Annotated in this window: 14 protein-coding genes; 7 read left to right on the top strand and 7 right to left on the bottom strand. The window is 56.3% G+C overall.

Annotated features, from left to right (window positions below):
• Positions 1-76 precede the first annotated feature (76 nt).
• The 4 genes from AC0L6S_RS03010 to AC0L6S_RS02995 all read right to left on the bottom strand — a co-directional run bounded on the left by AC0L6S_RS03010 (position 77) and on the right by AC0L6S_RS02995 (position 4,111).
• Positions 77-865, bottom strand: coding sequence for an enoyl-CoA hydratase/isomerase family protein (locus tag AC0L6S_RS03010; protein WP_473426941.1), 789 nt, complete (start codon positions 863-865; stop codon positions 77-79).
• Between the two features lie 26 nt (positions 866-891).
• Complete coding sequence (locus AC0L6S_RS03005) at positions 892-2,025, bottom strand: CaiB/BaiF CoA transferase family protein (protein WP_473426940.1); 1,134 nt, start codon at positions 2,023-2,025, stop codon at positions 892-894.
• 78 nt (positions 2,026-2,103) lie between these two features.
• Positions 2,104-2,895 (bottom strand): SDR family NAD(P)-dependent oxidoreductase, encoded by a 792-nt coding sequence (locus AC0L6S_RS03000; RefSeq protein WP_473426939.1) that lies wholly within the window; start codon positions 2,893-2,895, stop codon positions 2,104-2,106.
• A gap of 40 nt (positions 2,896-2,935) precedes the next feature.
• Positions 2,936-4,111, bottom strand: coding sequence for an acyl-CoA dehydrogenase family protein (locus AC0L6S_RS02995; protein ID WP_473428540.1), 1,176 nt, complete (start codon positions 4,109-4,111; stop codon positions 2,936-2,938).
• Between the two features lie 134 nt (positions 4,112-4,245).
• Between AC0L6S_RS02995 and AC0L6S_RS02990 the strand changes: the two genes are divergently transcribed.
• From AC0L6S_RS02990 to AC0L6S_RS02980, 3 genes are all read left to right on the top strand, one after another.
• Complete coding sequence (locus AC0L6S_RS02990; protein WP_473426938.1) at positions 4,246-5,418, top strand: GGDEF domain-containing protein; 1,173 nt, start codon at positions 4,246-4,248, stop codon at positions 5,416-5,418.
• A gap of 7 nt (positions 5,419-5,425) precedes the next feature.
• Positions 5,426-6,427, top strand: a complete 1,002-nt coding sequence (locus tag AC0L6S_RS02985; protein WP_473426937.1) for an AraC family transcriptional regulator — start codon at positions 5,426-5,428, stop codon at positions 6,425-6,427.
• An 88-nt stretch (positions 6,428-6,515) separates the two neighbouring features.
• Positions 6,516-9,332, top strand: coding sequence for a DUF748 domain-containing protein (locus tag AC0L6S_RS02980; protein WP_473426936.1), 2,817 nt, complete (start codon positions 6,516-6,518; stop codon positions 9,330-9,332).
• Here the strand turns inward: AC0L6S_RS02980 and AC0L6S_RS02975 are convergent.
• Both AC0L6S_RS02975 and AC0L6S_RS02970 read right to left on the bottom strand, forming a co-directional pair.
• Positions 9,329-9,925: a SprT family zinc-dependent metalloprotease gene (locus tag AC0L6S_RS02975; RefSeq protein WP_473426935.1), complete on the bottom strand. Its 597-nt coding sequence runs from the start codon at positions 9,923-9,925 to the stop codon at positions 9,329-9,331. The two genes, AC0L6S_RS02980 and AC0L6S_RS02975, sit on opposite strands and share 4 nt — an antisense overlap.
• A gap of 33 nt (positions 9,926-9,958) precedes the next feature.
• A complete protein-coding gene (locus tag AC0L6S_RS02970; protein WP_473426934.1) occupies positions 9,959-10,501 on the bottom strand; it encodes a C40 family peptidase in 543 nt (180 codons plus the stop codon).
• A gap of 337 nt (positions 10,502-10,838) precedes the next feature.
• Between AC0L6S_RS02970 and AC0L6S_RS02965 the strand changes: the two genes are divergently transcribed.
• From AC0L6S_RS02965 to AC0L6S_RS02950, 4 genes are all read left to right on the top strand, one after another.
• On the top strand, positions 10,839-11,861 hold the full coding sequence (locus tag AC0L6S_RS02965; RefSeq protein ID WP_473426933.1) for a phosphotransferase family protein: 1,023 nt from the start codon (positions 10,839-10,841) through the stop codon (positions 11,859-11,861).
• Between the two features lie 57 nt (positions 11,862-11,918).
• A complete protein-coding gene (locus AC0L6S_RS02960) occupies positions 11,919-12,683 on the top strand; it encodes a crotonase/enoyl-CoA hydratase family protein (protein ID WP_473426932.1) in 765 nt (254 codons plus the stop codon).
• An 11-nt stretch (positions 12,684-12,694) separates the two neighbouring features.
• Positions 12,695-13,930, top strand: a complete 1,236-nt coding sequence (locus tag AC0L6S_RS02955) for an acetyl-CoA C-acetyltransferase (protein WP_473426931.1) — start codon at positions 12,695-12,697, stop codon at positions 13,928-13,930.
• A gap of 178 nt (positions 13,931-14,108) precedes the next feature.
• On the top strand, positions 14,109-15,326 hold the full coding sequence (locus AC0L6S_RS02950) for an acyl-CoA dehydrogenase family protein (protein ID WP_473426930.1): 1,218 nt from the start codon (positions 14,109-14,111) through the stop codon (positions 15,324-15,326).
• Here AC0L6S_RS02950 and AC0L6S_RS02945 read toward each other — a convergent pair.
• A complete protein-coding gene (locus AC0L6S_RS02945) occupies positions 15,310-15,819 on the bottom strand; it encodes a DNA-deoxyinosine glycosylase (protein WP_473426929.1) in 510 nt (169 codons plus the stop codon). The genes AC0L6S_RS02950 and AC0L6S_RS02945 overlap by 17 nt on opposite strands.
• Between the last annotated feature and the right edge of the window lie 44 nt (positions 15,820-15,863).

Raw genomic sequence — 15,863 nt, 5'->3', positions numbered from 1 at the left:
AACGGAACACTATAACGCAGATGGCGACCTGGAACAGCGATCGCGCAGTGGGAGTTGGGAGAGCCGTGACGGTCGCTCAGCGACCCTTCCAGAGCGGTGCGCGTTTTTGCATAAAGGCCACCACGCCTTCCGCGGCATCCTCACTGGTGATACAGACATGCTGCAGCTTGGCTTCGTTGGAAATGGTCTCGCCCACTGACTCCTCGATTGCTGCATTGAGGGCCTGCTTGGCATAGCGCAGCGACAGTGGTGCTTTGCTGGCAATCTCTTCGGCCCAGGCCAGTGTTTCCGTCAACAATGCATCGGCTGAAACCACACGATTGCAAAGCCCCCAGTCCAGGCATTTTTCTGCCGAGAGCTTCTCTCCAGTCACGATGACCTCATACGCCCGCTTGCGCCCCAGGGTACGAACCAGGTGCCAGGTAGCCCCGCCATCCGGCACCAGACTGATGGCGGCAAACGCCTGATAGAGATAGGCGTTGTCCGCCATCACAGTCAGATCGCAGACCATGCCAAAAGCACTGCCGATACCGGCGCAGGCACCGTTAATGGCGCTAATCCAGGGCTTTGGTGCCTCGTAAATCTCCATCAGAATAGGCTTGTACTCACCGTTGAGTTGATCCTCCACGCGAAAGCTCGTTCTATCCTCAGGCATATCCTGCAAATCGGCTCCAGCGCTGAATGCACGCCCCTCGCCGGTCAACACAACCACACGCACGGAATCGTCGTCGTTCACCTCGCGCACCGCCGGCAGCAACTCACGGCGTAGTGAGGCATCAAAGCTGTTTAGCTTATCGGGACGGTTGAGAGTGACAACGGCAATCGCGCCGCGTCGCTCTACCTTTACTGTTTCGTAATTAGCCATGATGCGATTCCTCCAGCCTTTCGATCTTATAAAATTGAACCAGCGCCTCTAAGACTGGCCAGTTCCTGCTCAGCAAACCCCATTGATTTCAGCACCGAATCAGTGTCCTGCCCTGCCTCGTGCGCACCGTGTTTTACTTCTGACGGCGTGCGGGTGAAGCGCGGGGCTGGCGCTGGCTGAGTGACACCATCGACTTCAATATATGTATTGCGCGCGACGTTGGCGGGGTGTTTTGGTGCCTCCATAAAGTTCAGCACCGGGGCGAAGCAGACATCAGTCCCCTCCATGAGATCACACCACTGGGCCTGGGTTTTCTGCTTGAAGACCGCTGTCAGTTTTTCCTTCATCACTGGCCAGGCAGCCCTATCATTCTGCGCCCCGAAATCCTCCTCAGGTAACGCTGCCAACTCCTTCAGCAGCGCATAGAATTGAGGCTCGATGGAGCCGATTGATATATATTCGCCATCGGCGCATTCATAGGTGTCATAAAAATGCGCGCCGCCATCGAGCATATTGGATTCACGCTGCGTCTCGTCCCAAAGACCAAATGACTGAAAGCCGTGGAACATCCACATCAGCTGCGCGGCGCCGTCGACCATTGCTACATCGATAACCTGCCCTTTGCCGGAGTTTGACGTCTCTAACAGTGCGGCGAGAACGCCGTTGACCAACAGCATTCCACCACCACCCATATCCCCGACGAGGTTCAGGGGCGGCACGGGTTTTTCATCCTTGCGTCCCATCGCATAGAGCGCACCAGTGATGGAGATATAGTTGATGTCGTGCCCGGCACTCTGTGCCAGAGGTCCCTCCTGGCCCCATCCGGTCATACGGGCAAATACCAACCGGGGATTGCGCGCCAGACAAACGTCCGGGCCTATGCCCAGTTTTTCGCAAACACCGGGGCGGAAGGGATCGATGATAACATCAGCGTTCTCTACCATGCGCAGCAGGGTTTCCAGCCCGCCGGGGTCCTTCAGATTGATGCCCACCGACTTTTTGCCACGGGAACTGACGTCCTTCATAACGGGTGCGTCGGGTCCGGCATAACGATCAATAATAATCACCTCTGCCCCCATATCAGCCAGCATCATGCCGCCCATGGGCGCAGGTCCGATTCCGGCGAGCTCTATCACTGTATAGCCGTGTAATGGCCCCATTGGAATTCTCCTGTTGCTAGAGAGCGTAACAGCGCCGGAGAACTCCGGCGCGTCGAAGGAATAGCGTTCTACGCAGCCTTATTTGGGCTGCATGCGGATACCACCATCCATGCGGATACACTCGCCATTGATGTAATCATTTTCCACCAGTTGTTGCGCAAGTTGGGCGATTTCATCGGCTCTACCGAGGCGCTTTGGATAGAGTACCTGACTGGCCAACGGCTGCAGGAACTCAGCGATTTCCGGCGTCATTTCTTCTGCGCCGCCCATCATGAGAGGTGTGGCGATCAGGCCGGGTACGATGGTGTTCACGCGGATGCCCAGAACCGCGAGATCACGGGCGATCGGCAGAGTCATTCCCACAACACCACCTTTGGATGCGGAATAGGCAGCCTGGCCAACCTGTCCTTCGTACGCTGCGATAGAGGCAGTATTGATAATGACACCGCGACCACCGTCATCGTTGAGAACAGCGTTATCGGCCATTTTCTCAGCACACAATCGCAGCACATTGAACGTGCCCACGAGGTTGATCTGGATAATGCGGTTGAATTCATCCAACGGAAACGGACCTTTCTTACCCATGGTCCGCATCGCATTACCGGTACCGGCAAAATTACAGCAGATATGAATTCCGCCGAAGGCCTCCATTGTCGCCGCAATACCAGCCGCAACAGATGCCTCGTCAGTGACGTTCACACTGCAGAAAATCACGCTGCCGGAAAACTCCTCAACCAGCTGATTGCCTTTCTCCTCGTTCATATCAAAAATCGCCACCTTGGCGCCATTGGCAACGAAGCGCTTGACTGTTGCACGGCCCAGGCCAGATGCACCACCGGTGATGACGGCTACTTTATCTTTCAGATCCATTTTGTTTCTCCTAGAGGGTCAGTTGTTGAGCACAAAAGCGTTAAAAGTTACGGGTGTTAAACGGGGTGTAATCCTCACCCAGAAAATCCCGGCTAATGATGATTTTCATTACCTCGGAACTGCCGGCGTAGATCGTTGAAATCTTCGCGTCGGTATACTGCCTGCTAATGGGGTATTCGTCCATGTAGCCGTTGCCCCCGTGAAGCTGTACACCAAGATCGGCCGCCATCACCTGCAGTTCGCTGGCGGCGAGTTTGGCTTTGGCCGCGTCGACGGCCGTGAGTTGGCCGGCATTAAAAGCAGCGACACACTGATCGACATACACCTGGGCAAAGTCCAGTTGGGTGCGCAGTTCAGCCAGCTTGAATTGGGTGTTCTGGAAAGCGGAAATTGGCTTGCCGAAGGCCTTGCGTTCTTTTACGTAATCCAGTGTGAGATCCCAGGACAATTGCGCGGCAGACAGATAGCCGGCGGCACCGATCAGGCGCTCCTCAGCCAGTCCCTTCATCAGGTAAACAAAGCCCTGACCTGGCTCTCCCAGCACGTTGGCCTTGGGGACTTTGACATCGTTGAAGAATAGCTCGGCGGTATCCTGCGCCTTCAGGCCCATCTTTTTCAGGTTGCGTCCGCGCTCAAAGCCCTCCATGCCGCGCTCGACAATAAACAGCGTCATGTGGTGGGGATTGTTATCGGGGTCGGTTTTAGCCGCAACAATCACGATATCGGCATTTACGCCATTGGAGATAAACGTTTTCGAGCCGTTGAGTACCCAGTGATTATCCTTCTCCACCGCCGTGGAACGCATGCCGGCAAGGTCACTGCCTGCATCCGGCTCGGTCATCGCAATGGCCAGAATACTCTCACCACTGACGCACGCAGGCAACAGTCGCTGGCACTGCTCTTCAGTGCCGAACCGCGTCAGATACGGGCCCACCAAGCGGCTGTGCAGGCTGTTATACCAATCGCCAACTCGTGCATAGCTGGTTTCCTCAATAATGATCTGTTCAAAGCGAAAATCGGGATCGCCCATGCCGCCGTACTTTTCGTCCGGCCAGATCATCAGAAAGCCCTGCTCCCCCGCTTTGCGAAACGCCGCGCGATCGACAATTCCGGCCTCACGCCAGCTCTCCATATGTGGCACAATCTCCGCTGCGAGAAATTTGCGGTAGGCATCGCGAAACATCTGCTGCTCTTCGGTGAATGCTCGTTGCAACATGGTGCACTCCTGCAGGCCGTAAAAATATTCGGGCAACAGTATGGTGAGCGCCGGGTGGGCCAACAATGACCCGTCCTGACAATTAAATTGACTTGACATTACAGCCGCTCACAACGGCACAATCTGGAAAGGCTATGGAACAGATTCACCCCGAAAGTTGGGTCATCATGTACTTTGGGCTGATTTTCGTAATCACCTTCGCGCAGATGCTTGTGGTCTACGTTCTCAGCGATGCAGGCAACCCATCACCCGGCCTGGGCCTCTACACCGTATACTTTATGGCCGCACTGCTAGGCTGGATCGCCTTTGCCCTACAGCAGGGCTCAGCGATTCCAATGGTAGTGGATATCCCATCCGTCGCGTCCATACTCAACAGCTACATCCTGTTCACCGCCGCCGGGCAACGGGCGGGATTTACCCGGGGGCGGGTCAGCATGGGCATCATCTGCCTGCTGGCATGCCTGAGTGTCTTCTTTCTCAAGCCTCCCCAGATGTTCGGCGTCCAGATGATTAGCGCTGCATTCTTTTTTGTAGCGGCGGGGATACTATGTGGCTGGCGCAGTTGGAGAAAGAGCAACGTCGGTGACGGAATTATCGCCGCGGCAAGCCTATTGATGCTTATCGGGGTCAGCGTGGCCCTCTACCAGTGGCTGGCAGAGGGCAATTTCGCACTGGCACAGGCTGTGAGCTTCGGCTTTTACAGTTCAGCCTACTCGCTTGTGGCGATGGGCTTTATGGCCAGCATGTTGATCGAATACCAACGCAGCCTGTCACACCTTGCCACTGAAGATCCCCTGACCCAGTTACTCAATCGCCGCGGGTTGGAAAATGCACTGCACCTGACGCTGGCAGAGGCCACTCGCGGGCAACAGCCGACTGGCGCTGTGATGGCCGGCATCGATCATTTCAAGGAAATGAACAGCAATTTCGGCAACGAAGCCGGTGATCAGGTGATCCGCCAGGTAGCGCAGTGCCTGCAGCGGCTATCCCGTGCCAGCGATGTCGTAGCCCGCACCGGCGGCGACGAATTTCTACTGATCCTGCCCCATACTACTCTCGACGGTGCACGCATACTGGCGGAGCGCATCCGCACGGAGATCGCTGAACGGCCCTTGGTAGTGAACCAGCAGCGCATCCCAGTCACGGTGAGCGTGGGGGTAGCAGGTGCGGTTGGAGAAACTGACCTGGACAAACTCACCCACGAGGCGCATCGAGCAATGCATCTGGCAAAACACGGCGGGCGCAACCGAGTGGCCTCGGTAGACAATCAGCCGATACGTCTCAGTACCCAATTCAGCAACGTCTGACCACCGTATGCGCGACTTATCCGTCTCAGTCTATTTTGCACGGGCCGTATTAAAAAATGCGGTCGCCCAGGGGCTAGACCCGATTAACCTGCTGCGCGAACATCGCATTTCTCCGCGACTGATGCTGGAGAACGATGCGCGGATTTCTATCGAGCGATTTGCCGATCTGCAGGTCAGCACTATGCAAGCGATGAATGACGAAACACTAGGCTATGGCTCCCGCCCCATGCCCGTCGGTTGCTGGTCGATGATGTGCCACGCGGTGATCGGCAGCGAAACACTGGGCCAGGCACTGAATCGCTTCTGCCGTTTTTACCAGTTGTTTGAGATGGGTCTGACTCCGACACTCGAGGAGGACGGGGATCAGGCACGCATTGTGCTGAAGGCACAGGACAATTGTTATCCGCCGCATTCCTACCTACACGAACTGCTGCTGTTCAACTCCCATCGCTTTGCCAGCTGGCTGGTGCAGGAACACTTGCCACTGCAGGCGGTGCAGCTTGAATCAGCGGCACAAGCCCCTGCGCTGGACTACCGGCACATGTTTCTGGGCAACCCGATGCAGTTCGAGCAGCCCCACTCCCAGCTACTGCTCTCCAGCAACGCGCTGGAAAAACGTGTGGCACAGAACGAAACCTCGCTGCGCCACTTCCTGCGTCACCCGTCGCTGATTCTATTGACCCAGGAGTACGCTGCAAACAGTTGGACCTCGAGGGTCAGAAACCTGGTACGCCGGCAGCTGCGGGATATTCCGGAACTGAATGAAGTAGCCACTGCACTGGAGGTGCACCCTCAGACCCTGCGTCGTCGACTCGCCGGGGAGGGCACCACCTTCAAGGACATCAAGAACCAGGTCCGCCGTGACACAGCGTTGCACTTTCTGGGTAAGCAGGGCCTGAGCATTGAGGAAATTTCATTCCGTGCGGGCTTCTCTGAATCCAGCGCGTTTATCCGTGCATTCAAAGGGTGGACCGGTGTCACACCCTACACCTATCGCAAGGGACTTTGAGCACGTATCCAACAACCCGCACAGTGGGCATTCCCCTCCATATGCTCTATATTGAACACATATCAAAACAACCAAGGAAATTCTTTTTGTGCGAATTTTTCTGCGCGTCCTCGCTATAATATACGCCCTATATCTGGCGATTTTTCTGCTGGTACTCACACCTGCACTGAACATACTCCCGCACAAATACCTCATGGACAATTACGGCCGGGAACTGCACACGGGCTGGATACTACTCAACCCCTTTACACTCAGCCTGGACATCAATGACGCACAGCTAAACGACGATAGCGGCGAACGCTTCATCAGCTTCAGTGAAGCCTCCATCGACCTGTCGCTGCAGGGCCTGTGGCAACCCGGCTGGGTACTCGACACGGTGAGAATCCGCGATCTGTATATTGAGGTCACTCGGCTAACCGAGGATGAGTTCAACTTTTCCGATCTAATCAGCAGCGATGCCCCTCCTGAAGAACCCGCCGTGGAGGAAGATGCCCCGCTTCCCGGCGTGACTATTCACGATCTCGAGTTGCACTCCGAATCCATCGTATTCAACGATGCAACCCTTGACACCGTTTATGTAAGCCGCTGGAACGGACTGCAAATTCAGGTGGAAAACATCTCCACTGTGTTCGAGGAGGGGCGTGCGTTCAGCGTCGAAGTCGAGGCTGCAGATGGCGGCAAACTGCAATGGACCGGCGACATCTCTATTCCTCAGGGCCAAAGCAAGGGGCGTCTCATCCTGTCTGACCTGAATTTACACAAGCTGTGGGAATACGCCCAACCCTGGGTGGCGTTCGAACTCCGCTCCGGCCGACTGCTGATTGAGACTGACTACACGGTAAGCTGGAACGACGAACTGCGCTATGACATCAGCCGCGGCCACCTCAAACTCACCGAACTCGATATCGCGCCTAAAGATCCGACGCAACTGGCTGAAACCGCGGTCAGCCTCACTGAACTCGATATTGATGATATCGCAGTCGACAGCGCAACTCAGACAGTCACACTGAATGCAGTGACACTGGATACGCTCGCCGTGGCGGGTTGGATGGAGGAGTCCCGTATCAGCCTGGAAGACTTGTTCGCCGTTAATCTGCCCGCTGGAGCAGCAGATACAGACGAGGACACTGATGCAACATCCTGGGCCGTGGCGCTCAATAAAGTGCAGCTTCGCGACAGCCGCGTGCGCTGGCGCTCCGAGTTCACTGACCCCGAAGTGCTGGAAATAAAGCCACTGGAGGCGTCGCTGGAGCAACTCAGCTGGCCACTGTCCGGCGATACAAAGCTGTCCCTGAGCCTGTCGATTAACCAGCAAGCGCAGTTCAACGTGACAGGAAATCTCGCTCTTGGCCCGGGGAATGGCAGCATCGACTACTCACTGCAAGGACTGCCGCTGACCTGGTTTAATCCGAACTTGCCCTCGGCACTCAAAGCGACCATCACCGGCGGCAATGTGGCGGTGGAAGGACAGGTGGCCCTGCAGGACTATTCACCCACCACCATAACCCTGGATGGCAGATTTCGAGAATTTTCCGCCCGCCGCGAGGGCGCCGAGGTCCGACTCACTGGCTTTGATCTACTGCGTATTGACGGGCTGGCTGTCGACATGACAGAGCACAGCCTGTTACTGGAGCAGTTGACCATCAATGCCTACACCGGGCGTTTGCATATCAATCAGGACGGCTCGATCAACGCGTCAAAAATCTGGCAGGAAGAAGTGGGCGAAGAGGCTCAACAAATTGCTGAGGATCTGACCGCTGACAAGCCCTGGACATTCAGTCTTCCCATGATACAGATCAGCGATAGCGCTATCGATTTTATGGATGAATCACTCCCCATTCAGTTCCGCACTGTTATCGGTGACCTGCAGGGGGACGTGCGCAACCTGAGCTCAGATCCCGAGCGAGCGGCAACCGTCGGCCTCAAGGGATCGGTTGATGGCTATGCCCCTGTGACCCTCTCAGGCGAAGTCATTCCGCTGGCCGAGCCGACCAACCTCGATCTGAAACTGGTTTTCGACGGCGTTGATATGGCACTGCTTTCGCCCTATTCCGGCACCTACGCTGGCTATGTGATAGACCGCGGCCTGCTCGACCTAAATCTGCACTACTCGCTCAAGGAAGATCTCTTGAAGGGAGAGAACTCGATTCGGGTAGAGAAACTCAAGCTGGGTGAAAAAATCTCCAGTGACAAGGCTCTCGACCTTCCGCTGGAACTCGCGTTGGCGATTCTCACAGATTCCAACGGAGTGATCGATATTTCGGTGCCGGTAAGCGGCGATGTCAACAACCCCGGTTTTGATCTCAGCGGTGTGATTTCCAATGCCATTGTCAACCTGCTGAGCAAAGCGGTCACAGCGCCCTTCTCCCTGTTGGCCAATCTCGTCAATACTAAGGATGACCTGCAGCGAATCACGTTTCCGTCCGGCTCAGCGACCCTGACAGAACGCAGCCAGGAAAAATTAAATGAACTGGCCGAAGCCCTTCGCCAGAGACCACAGCTATCGCTGGTTATCACCGGTCGCCTCAATCTGGAGAGCGATCGGGAGAAACTTCAGCGCAGTAAGCTCAACACCGTGCTGCTGGAACGCGGCCTCTCCGAGGAAGAGATCAAAGCCCGAAGCCTGCAGTGGGAAGAGGAGATCGCTGAGCTGTACTCTGGCCTCCCCGACCCGGGGACAGACAGCCTGGAGCCCACCGCACTGGAGCAGTACAAGATGATAGAGGCCAGTATCACCATTTCCGACGAAGAGATGATCAGCCTGGCTGGCGCGCGCGCCGCTGCGGTAAAGCTCTACCTTGTGAGTGAAGTGAATCTGGCGGCTGAACGGGCGGTAGTGTCCCAGGCAAACCTGAAAGAGAGCGACAATGAATTCAGTGGTGTCGAGCTGGGGATCAGCGACTAAACGGCGTTGCCGGTCGGCTGTTCAGCAGAGAGCGGCAGTTCAAATTGCTGATGCGGTGTGTACACGAGCAGGCCGTTGCAGGAGCAACAGTGATAGCGCATTCGGCGCCTTTGTACACGGTTGTGCCGCGTTGTGGAAACTTGGTGCAGCTGGCACCCGCAATAATAAGGGTGGGTTTTCTGGCTGCGCTGGGGCACACCGTCAAGATCAAGATCAAATGTCACACCGGGGTCGGCACCAAACTCTGCCATCAGGTTTTTCCAGGCACGGCCGTGCGGTTTAGTAGTGCGCCGCGGATAGACCTCGTGCACAATGTAGTGCGCCACTTCATGCGGTACAGTATCGCGCAGGTTTTCCTCAAAGTACTTGGCGAATATCCATGGGTTGTAGCGAATGAGTCGACGCTTGCCAATCACCTTGAACATCCCCGCTGCGCGCCCCTTTAGATCAAAGAGCACTGGCACACGGTCAAAGCGGCGGGAAAAAAACTGCTCAGCGCGGACAATAAATTCTTCTGTTCGCTGCGCGACTTGCCGTTGTTCTGCACTGTTGATCGGCTGAACCACAGTGGCGCTGTCCCCGGGTAAATTCATTCGTGCTGGCACCGTGCGCAGATTGTCAGCGGCTTACCTACCAAGACTGGCCAACGGTCGTTTCGCCTTGAGATAACTGCGCTGCCAATAGTCGGAACTTAAAAGATCCATACGCACGACACCACCGCTACTGGGTGCATGGACAAACCGCCCCTCACCTACATAGATGCCCGCATGACTGGGACGATCACCCCACCCTGTCGCAAAAATGACGAGATCGCCCGCTTCCAGGTTTTCTTCGTCTATGGTGGGTGCATCGATCTGTATCATACCCGCGACAGTGCGGGGCAACTTGATATCGACGCTTTCTGCATAGACATACTGGATCAAGCCACTGCAATCAAAGCCCATATCCGGGCTGCTACCGCCATAGCGGTAGGGGATCCCGACCTGCCCGAGCGCGGAAAACAGGATGTCGTTGCCGAGAATCAGTTTGTCTGACGGTGGCGCTGACTGCACCTGCTGCGGGACCGGTTGCACCGTCTGGGTAGTGCACCCCACCGCCATCAAAGCCAGCAGCACGATCAATGCGCCACTGGCACTTCGCCTGCATCTGCCAAGCTTGTTCTTATACATATTGTGTCACTGCTCTAGATCCGTCCACGGCACGGCCAATTCGTGCACATGATCGGCAGGCGCACTACCCCCTAGCGCGCCAACCCCGTCTGGCCAGTACAGATAATAGCGCTGTCCTTCGCGAGTTTCCAGTAGGGCCGTTAACAGCCAAACACCGCCGCTTGGCACAGTACAACGGTTAATTTGAATCGCTCTTCAATTGAGACAGCCTATAATTGTATTAGGGATGTAATTTCCGGTACATTTTTTTGTTGCGACCTGTCATTGTTACAGACTCACCCACAGCACAGACTTTGCCACGGTCTAAATCCGTGCTGCACTGCGAAACGAAAGGTCTATGAAAACACAAACACTGGACACCCAAAGCCTCAGCGACTACCTGACGCAACACATCCCCGGTTTAAAGGGCCCGGTAACTGCGGAAAAGTTCGCCGGCGGCCAATCCAACCCGACTTTTAAGCTGACATCCGCCGACGGGCAGCATTATGTGCTTAGGCGCAAACCACCCGGCGAATTGCTTAAATCCGCGCATGCCGTAGACCGCGAGTTCCGCGTCATCAGCGCATTGCGCGACACTGATGTCCCTGTCCCCAGGACGCATGTCCTGTGCGAAGATGACAGCGTTATCGGCTCCATGTTTTATGTGATGGAGTACAAGGAGGGTCGTATTCTATGGGACCCGTTGCTGCCGGAAGCAGTAGACAACACCGAACGCGCTGCGATCTACGATGCGATGAACCAGACTATGGCAGCCCTGCACAATGTAGATGTCAATGCAGTGGGGCTCGGTGACTTCGGCAAGCCCGGCAACTATTTTGAGAGGCAGCTGGCACGCTGGAGCAAGCAGTACCGCGCATCGGAGACACGCAAAATCGCCGCAATGGAATCCCTGATGCCGTGGCTTGCCGCACGTATGCCCGAGGATGACGGTACTATCAGCCTGGTTCACGGCGACTACCGCCTGGATAATATGATGTTCCACCCCACTGAACCGCGAGTCATCGCCCTGCTCGACTGGGAATTGTCCACCCTGGGTCACCCACTGGCGGATCTCGCTAACCAGTGTATGGCCTGGATGTTGCCGCGCGAGGGCCGAATCAAGGGGCTGGCAGGTGTAGATAGAGCTGCACTGGGTATCCCCACCGATGAAGAGTATATTGCCCGCTACTGCGAACGCACGGGACGCGACGGCATCGACAACTGGAATTTCTATCTGGTGTTCTCACTGTTCCGCCTGGCGGCCATTTTGCAGGGGATTGTAAAGCGCGCACAGATTGGTACCGCATCGAGCGCCGAGGCAGACTCTCAGGGCGAGGCGGTGGAACAACTTTCCAGCCTGGCGATGATGCTAACTGACTAACTAACCCACCGGCACTTAGCTGTGCTATCCATTGTTTCAACGAAGAGGACCATAACGATGTCTGAGGAAGTATTGGTAGACGTAACGGACGGTATTATGACCGTCACCCTGAATCGGCCCAAGGCGAAAAACGCCGCTAATCGCGCCGTTGCAGAGGGCGTTGCTGCCGCAATGGATGAACTGGACAGCAATGACAGCATCCATGTCGCTATTCTCACCGGCGCCGGTGGTACGTTCTGTGCCGGTATGGACCTGAAGGCGTTCGTCAGCGGCGAAATGCCGATGGTGGAAGGTCGTGGATTTGCCGGCCTGACAGAATCCACGCCGCGTAAACCGCTGATCGGCGCCATTGAAGGCTATGCACTGGCCGGTGGTCTGGAACTGGCGATTGCCTGCGATCTGCTGGTAACAGCCGACGATGCCAAATTCGGTATCCCGGAAGTGAAGCGCGGCCTTGCAGCCGCAGCCGGTGGCCTGATCAGGCTGCCCCGTCAGATTCCCTCCCGATTGGCGATGGAACTCGCAATCACCGGTGATTTTATCAGCGCGGAGCGCGCCTACGAAATCGGTCTGGTGAACCAGGTTGTCCCCTCTGGCACCGCACTGGAAGCCGCCAAGGCGCTGGCCGCCAGAATCGTCGCCAACGGTCCGCTGGCTGTCGCCATCAGTAAACAGGTTATCCAGGAATCAGTGAACTGGTCAGAAGACGAAATGTGGCAAAAACAGCAGGAAATCGTTATGCCGGTTTTTGGCAGTGAAGATGCAATGGAAGGGTCCATCGCTTTCGCTGAGAAACGCGCCCCCAACTGGAAAGGTAAATAAGGAGCAGAACAATGTCAGAAGCATGGATTATAGATGCCTGCCGCACACCCCGCGGCATAGGTAAAAAAGGTAAGGGCTCTCTCGCAGAGCAACACCCTCAGCACTTGGGTGCTACCGTGCTCAAGGCCATTGCAGAGCGCAATGACCTGAACACAGCAGAAGTCGACGATGTGATCTTCGGCACCAGTTCCCAGCGCGGCCGTCAAAGTGGCGACCTCGCGCGTATGTCCGCTCTGGAGGCAGGCTACGACATCCGCTCCAGCGGTATGACGCTGGATCGCTTTTGCGGCTCCGGTATTACCTCGGTCAATCTGGCCGCGATGAGCATCATGTCCGGCACCGAGGATCTGGTTATCGGAGGCGGCGCGGAAATGATGTCGCTCTACAGTGAAGAGGGCTCGATGCCGAGCATGTTTCTGGATAACGGCAACCTCGCACTGCGTGCGCTGCACCCGCAGCCACACCAAGGTGTATGCGCCGACGCCATCGCCAGCATGGAAGGCATAGACCGCACCGCACTGGATACACTGGCATACACCTCTCAACAGCGTGCAGCCCACGCGATCGAGAACGGATATTTCAACAAGAGCCTGATACCTGTGTACTCGGTAGACGGCACCCTGGCGCTGGATAAAGAGGAGTTTCCGCGACCCCAGACAACACTGGAAGGTCTGGCCGAACTTCAGCCCTCTTTTGCCCCTGTGGCGGATTACCCATTGGACGAAAGCGGCACCACCTACCGCAGCATGGTGCTACAAAAGTACCCGGGGCTGGAAATCACTCACATGCACCACGCGGGCAACTCCTCGGGCGTTGTCGATGGCGCTGGCGCGGTACTGCTGGCCTCACCTGAATACGCAAAAGCACACGGAATGAAGCCTCGCGCGCGTATCAAGGCGATGTGTAATATGGGTGACTGCCCTACCCTGATGCTGAACGCGCCGGTTCCGGCAGCGCGTAAAGTGCTGGCCAAAGCGGGTTTGTCCATCGGGGATATCGACCTGTTCGAGATCAATGAAGCCTTTGCTGTAGTCACAGAGAAATTCATTCGCGACCTCGATCTCGACCGCGAAAAAGTCAATGTCAACGGCGGCGCGATGGCGCTGGGTCACCCTATCGGTGCTACCGGCGCCCTGTTGATCGGCACTGTTCTGGATGAACTGGAGCGACGCGACCAACAGTTCGGTCTGGTGACGATGTGTGCTGCCGGCGGCATGGCGCCAGCGATTATCATCGAACGCATCTAGCCCGGTCTGCCTAATTCCCGGGCAGTCTCTGGCTCCGCTAGATCACGCGGGGAAACTGCCCGGCGCAGATAGCCACTGGGAGGGTGGGCGCACTGCCGAGTTCACTCCTTCACACCTCATATGCATGGCGACTTCTTCGCCATGCGATTTTTTTTCCCAGCCCATAATGGAAACTGCCGTGTTTGAATTCAGCGAAGACTCCCTCAGGTATCAGTCATCACTCCAACAGTTTATGGATGAACACATCTATCCGCGTGAGGCCGAGTATGCGCAGCAGTTGCATAGTGCGAGCAACCGCTATAGCTACTTGCCCATCATGGATGAACTCAAGACCAAGGCGAAAGCGGCGGGCTTGTGGAACCTGTTTATTCCACCTGCACTCTCTGAATTCAGTGATAACGATGGCCTGAGCAACTTTGACTACGCGCCGCTGGCTGAAATCATGGGGCGTGTACTGTGGTCTCCCGAGGTATTCAACTGCAACGCGCCTGACACCGGCAACATGGAAGTCTTCATGAAGTACGGCACGCGTGAACAGCAGGAGAAATGGTTGACGCCGCTGTTGGCGGGTGATATCCGCTCCTCGTATGCGATGACAGAACCCCAGGTCGCGTCTTCCGATGCCACCAATATCGAACTGAGTATCGTTCGCGATGGCGACGAGTGGGTGCTCAACGGCCGCAAATGGTTTATCACCGGCGCGCTGTACGAACGCACGCGTATATTCATCGTGATGGGAAAATCGGACCCGGAAAACCCGAATCGCCACATGCAGCAGACACAGATATTGGTTCCCAAGGATACCCCCGGGCTGCAATTGCTTCGTCCGCTGACGACACTGGGCTATGACGATGCCCCTATCGGCCATGCCGAGATGGTATTCGACAATGTGCGTGTACCGCTGGACAATGTCCTGCTGGGCCCTGGCAGGGGCTTTGAAATCGCTCAGGGCAGGCTGGGGCCGGGACGTATTCACCACTGTATGCGCTTGATCGGGGCCGCCCAGCGCTCACTGGAACTGGCCTGTCAACGCGTGTCCTCGCGCTCCACCTTTGGCCGTACACTGAGCAAACACCAGTCCGTGCGTGAAGATATCGCGCGCTGCTTTTCAGAGATCGAAATGGCGCGTCTGCTGGTACTGAAAACCTGCAAGAAAATGGACGAGGTCGGCGCCAAGGGTGCGCTGGATATGATCGCCGCCAGTAAAACGACGGTGCCGCTGTTGGCCCAGACCGTGATCGATCGCTGCATGCAAATGCACGGCGCCGGCGGGCTGACCGAGGACTACTGCATGGCGGAGGCGTTCAACTACGCGCGCTGGTGTCGCCAGGCGGATGGCCCCGACCAGGTGCATTTGATGGCGCTAGGCAAACAGGTGATTACGCGCTATGCGTGATCGCCTGCCAGTGCTCAAGTTTAACCGCTAGCGGCGTAGCGGCGTTTGCCGGACTGGTAGAGGGCAGGCGACGCTTTTCAATCGCCGCCAAATGGGCGGGCAGTTGCGGTTGCACATACCGCAGATAGCTCGCTTCTGCTTTTGCGCCATTGAAATAGATGTATCGAATATTCGGGTGGGCGCAGAGAAATGTTTCGAAATCGTTGGGAACAATGGACGCTTCGTCAATATCCGCATCGAGACTACTGCTTCGAACACAGGTTTTTAACACGTCCCACAACGCAATCTGTCGCTCGACCAATGCCCTGCAGCGCTGTTGGTAAGTGAGTGACTCCGGCACCCCCATCACCAATGACATGAAACGCCAGAAGAGATTGCGCGGATGGGCATAATATTGCTGTGCTGACAGCGACACTTTTCCCGGCATCGAGCCGAGTATCAGACGCTCGGCGCTAGCATCGGCAACGGGTGGAAAACTGTAGATACTGCTCATAATTCTCAGTGTCCCTGCACGGGGGCAATACATGCACTTATGCT

It is taken from the genome of Halioglobus sp. D3-4 (genome assembly GCF_055809315.1).
This window is presented reverse-complemented; position numbering and strand designations above follow the sequence as displayed.

Excerpts from the sequence above, each read along its gene's own strand:
- AC0L6S_RS02990 (WP_473426938.1), top strand. The coding sequence starts at position 4,246 with ATGGAACAGATTCACCCCGAAAGTTGGGTCATCATGTACTTTGGGCTG.
- AC0L6S_RS02995 (WP_473428540.1), bottom strand. The coding sequence starts at position 4,111 with ATGTTGCAACGAGCATTCACCGAAGAGCAGCAGATGTTTCGCGATGCC.
- AC0L6S_RS03000 (WP_473426939.1), bottom strand. The coding sequence starts at position 2,895 with ATGGATCTGAAAGATAAAGTAGCCGTCATCACCGGTGGTGCATCTGGC.
- AC0L6S_RS02955 (WP_473426931.1), top strand. The coding sequence starts at position 12,695 with ATGTCAGAAGCATGGATTATAGATGCCTGCCGCACACCCCGCGGCATA.
- AC0L6S_RS02960 (WP_473426932.1), top strand. The coding sequence starts at position 11,919 with ATGTCTGAGGAAGTATTGGTAGACGTAACGGACGGTATTATGACCGTC.
- AC0L6S_RS02975 (WP_473426935.1), bottom strand. The coding sequence starts at position 9,925 with ATGAATTTACCCGGGGACAGCGCCACTGTGGTTCAGCCGATCAACAGT.
- AC0L6S_RS03010 (WP_473426941.1), bottom strand. The coding sequence starts at position 865 with ATGGCTAATTACGAAACAGTAAAGGTAGAGCGACGCGGCGCGATTGCC.
- AC0L6S_RS02965 (WP_473426933.1), top strand. The coding sequence starts at position 10,839 with ATGAAAACACAAACACTGGACACCCAAAGCCTCAGCGACTACCTGACG.
- AC0L6S_RS02945 (WP_473426929.1), bottom strand. The coding sequence starts at position 15,819 with ATGAGCAGTATCTACAGTTTTCCACCCGTTGCCGATGCTAGCGCCGAG.
- AC0L6S_RS03005 (WP_473426940.1), bottom strand. The coding sequence starts at position 2,025 with ATGGGGCCATTACACGGCTATACAGTGATAGAGCTCGCCGGAATCGGA.
- AC0L6S_RS02970 (WP_473426934.1), bottom strand. The coding sequence starts at position 10,501 with ATGTATAAGAACAAGCTTGGCAGATGCAGGCGAAGTGCCAGTGGCGCA.
- AC0L6S_RS02985 (WP_473426937.1), top strand. The coding sequence starts at position 5,426 with ATGCGCGACTTATCCGTCTCAGTCTATTTTGCACGGGCCGTATTAAAA.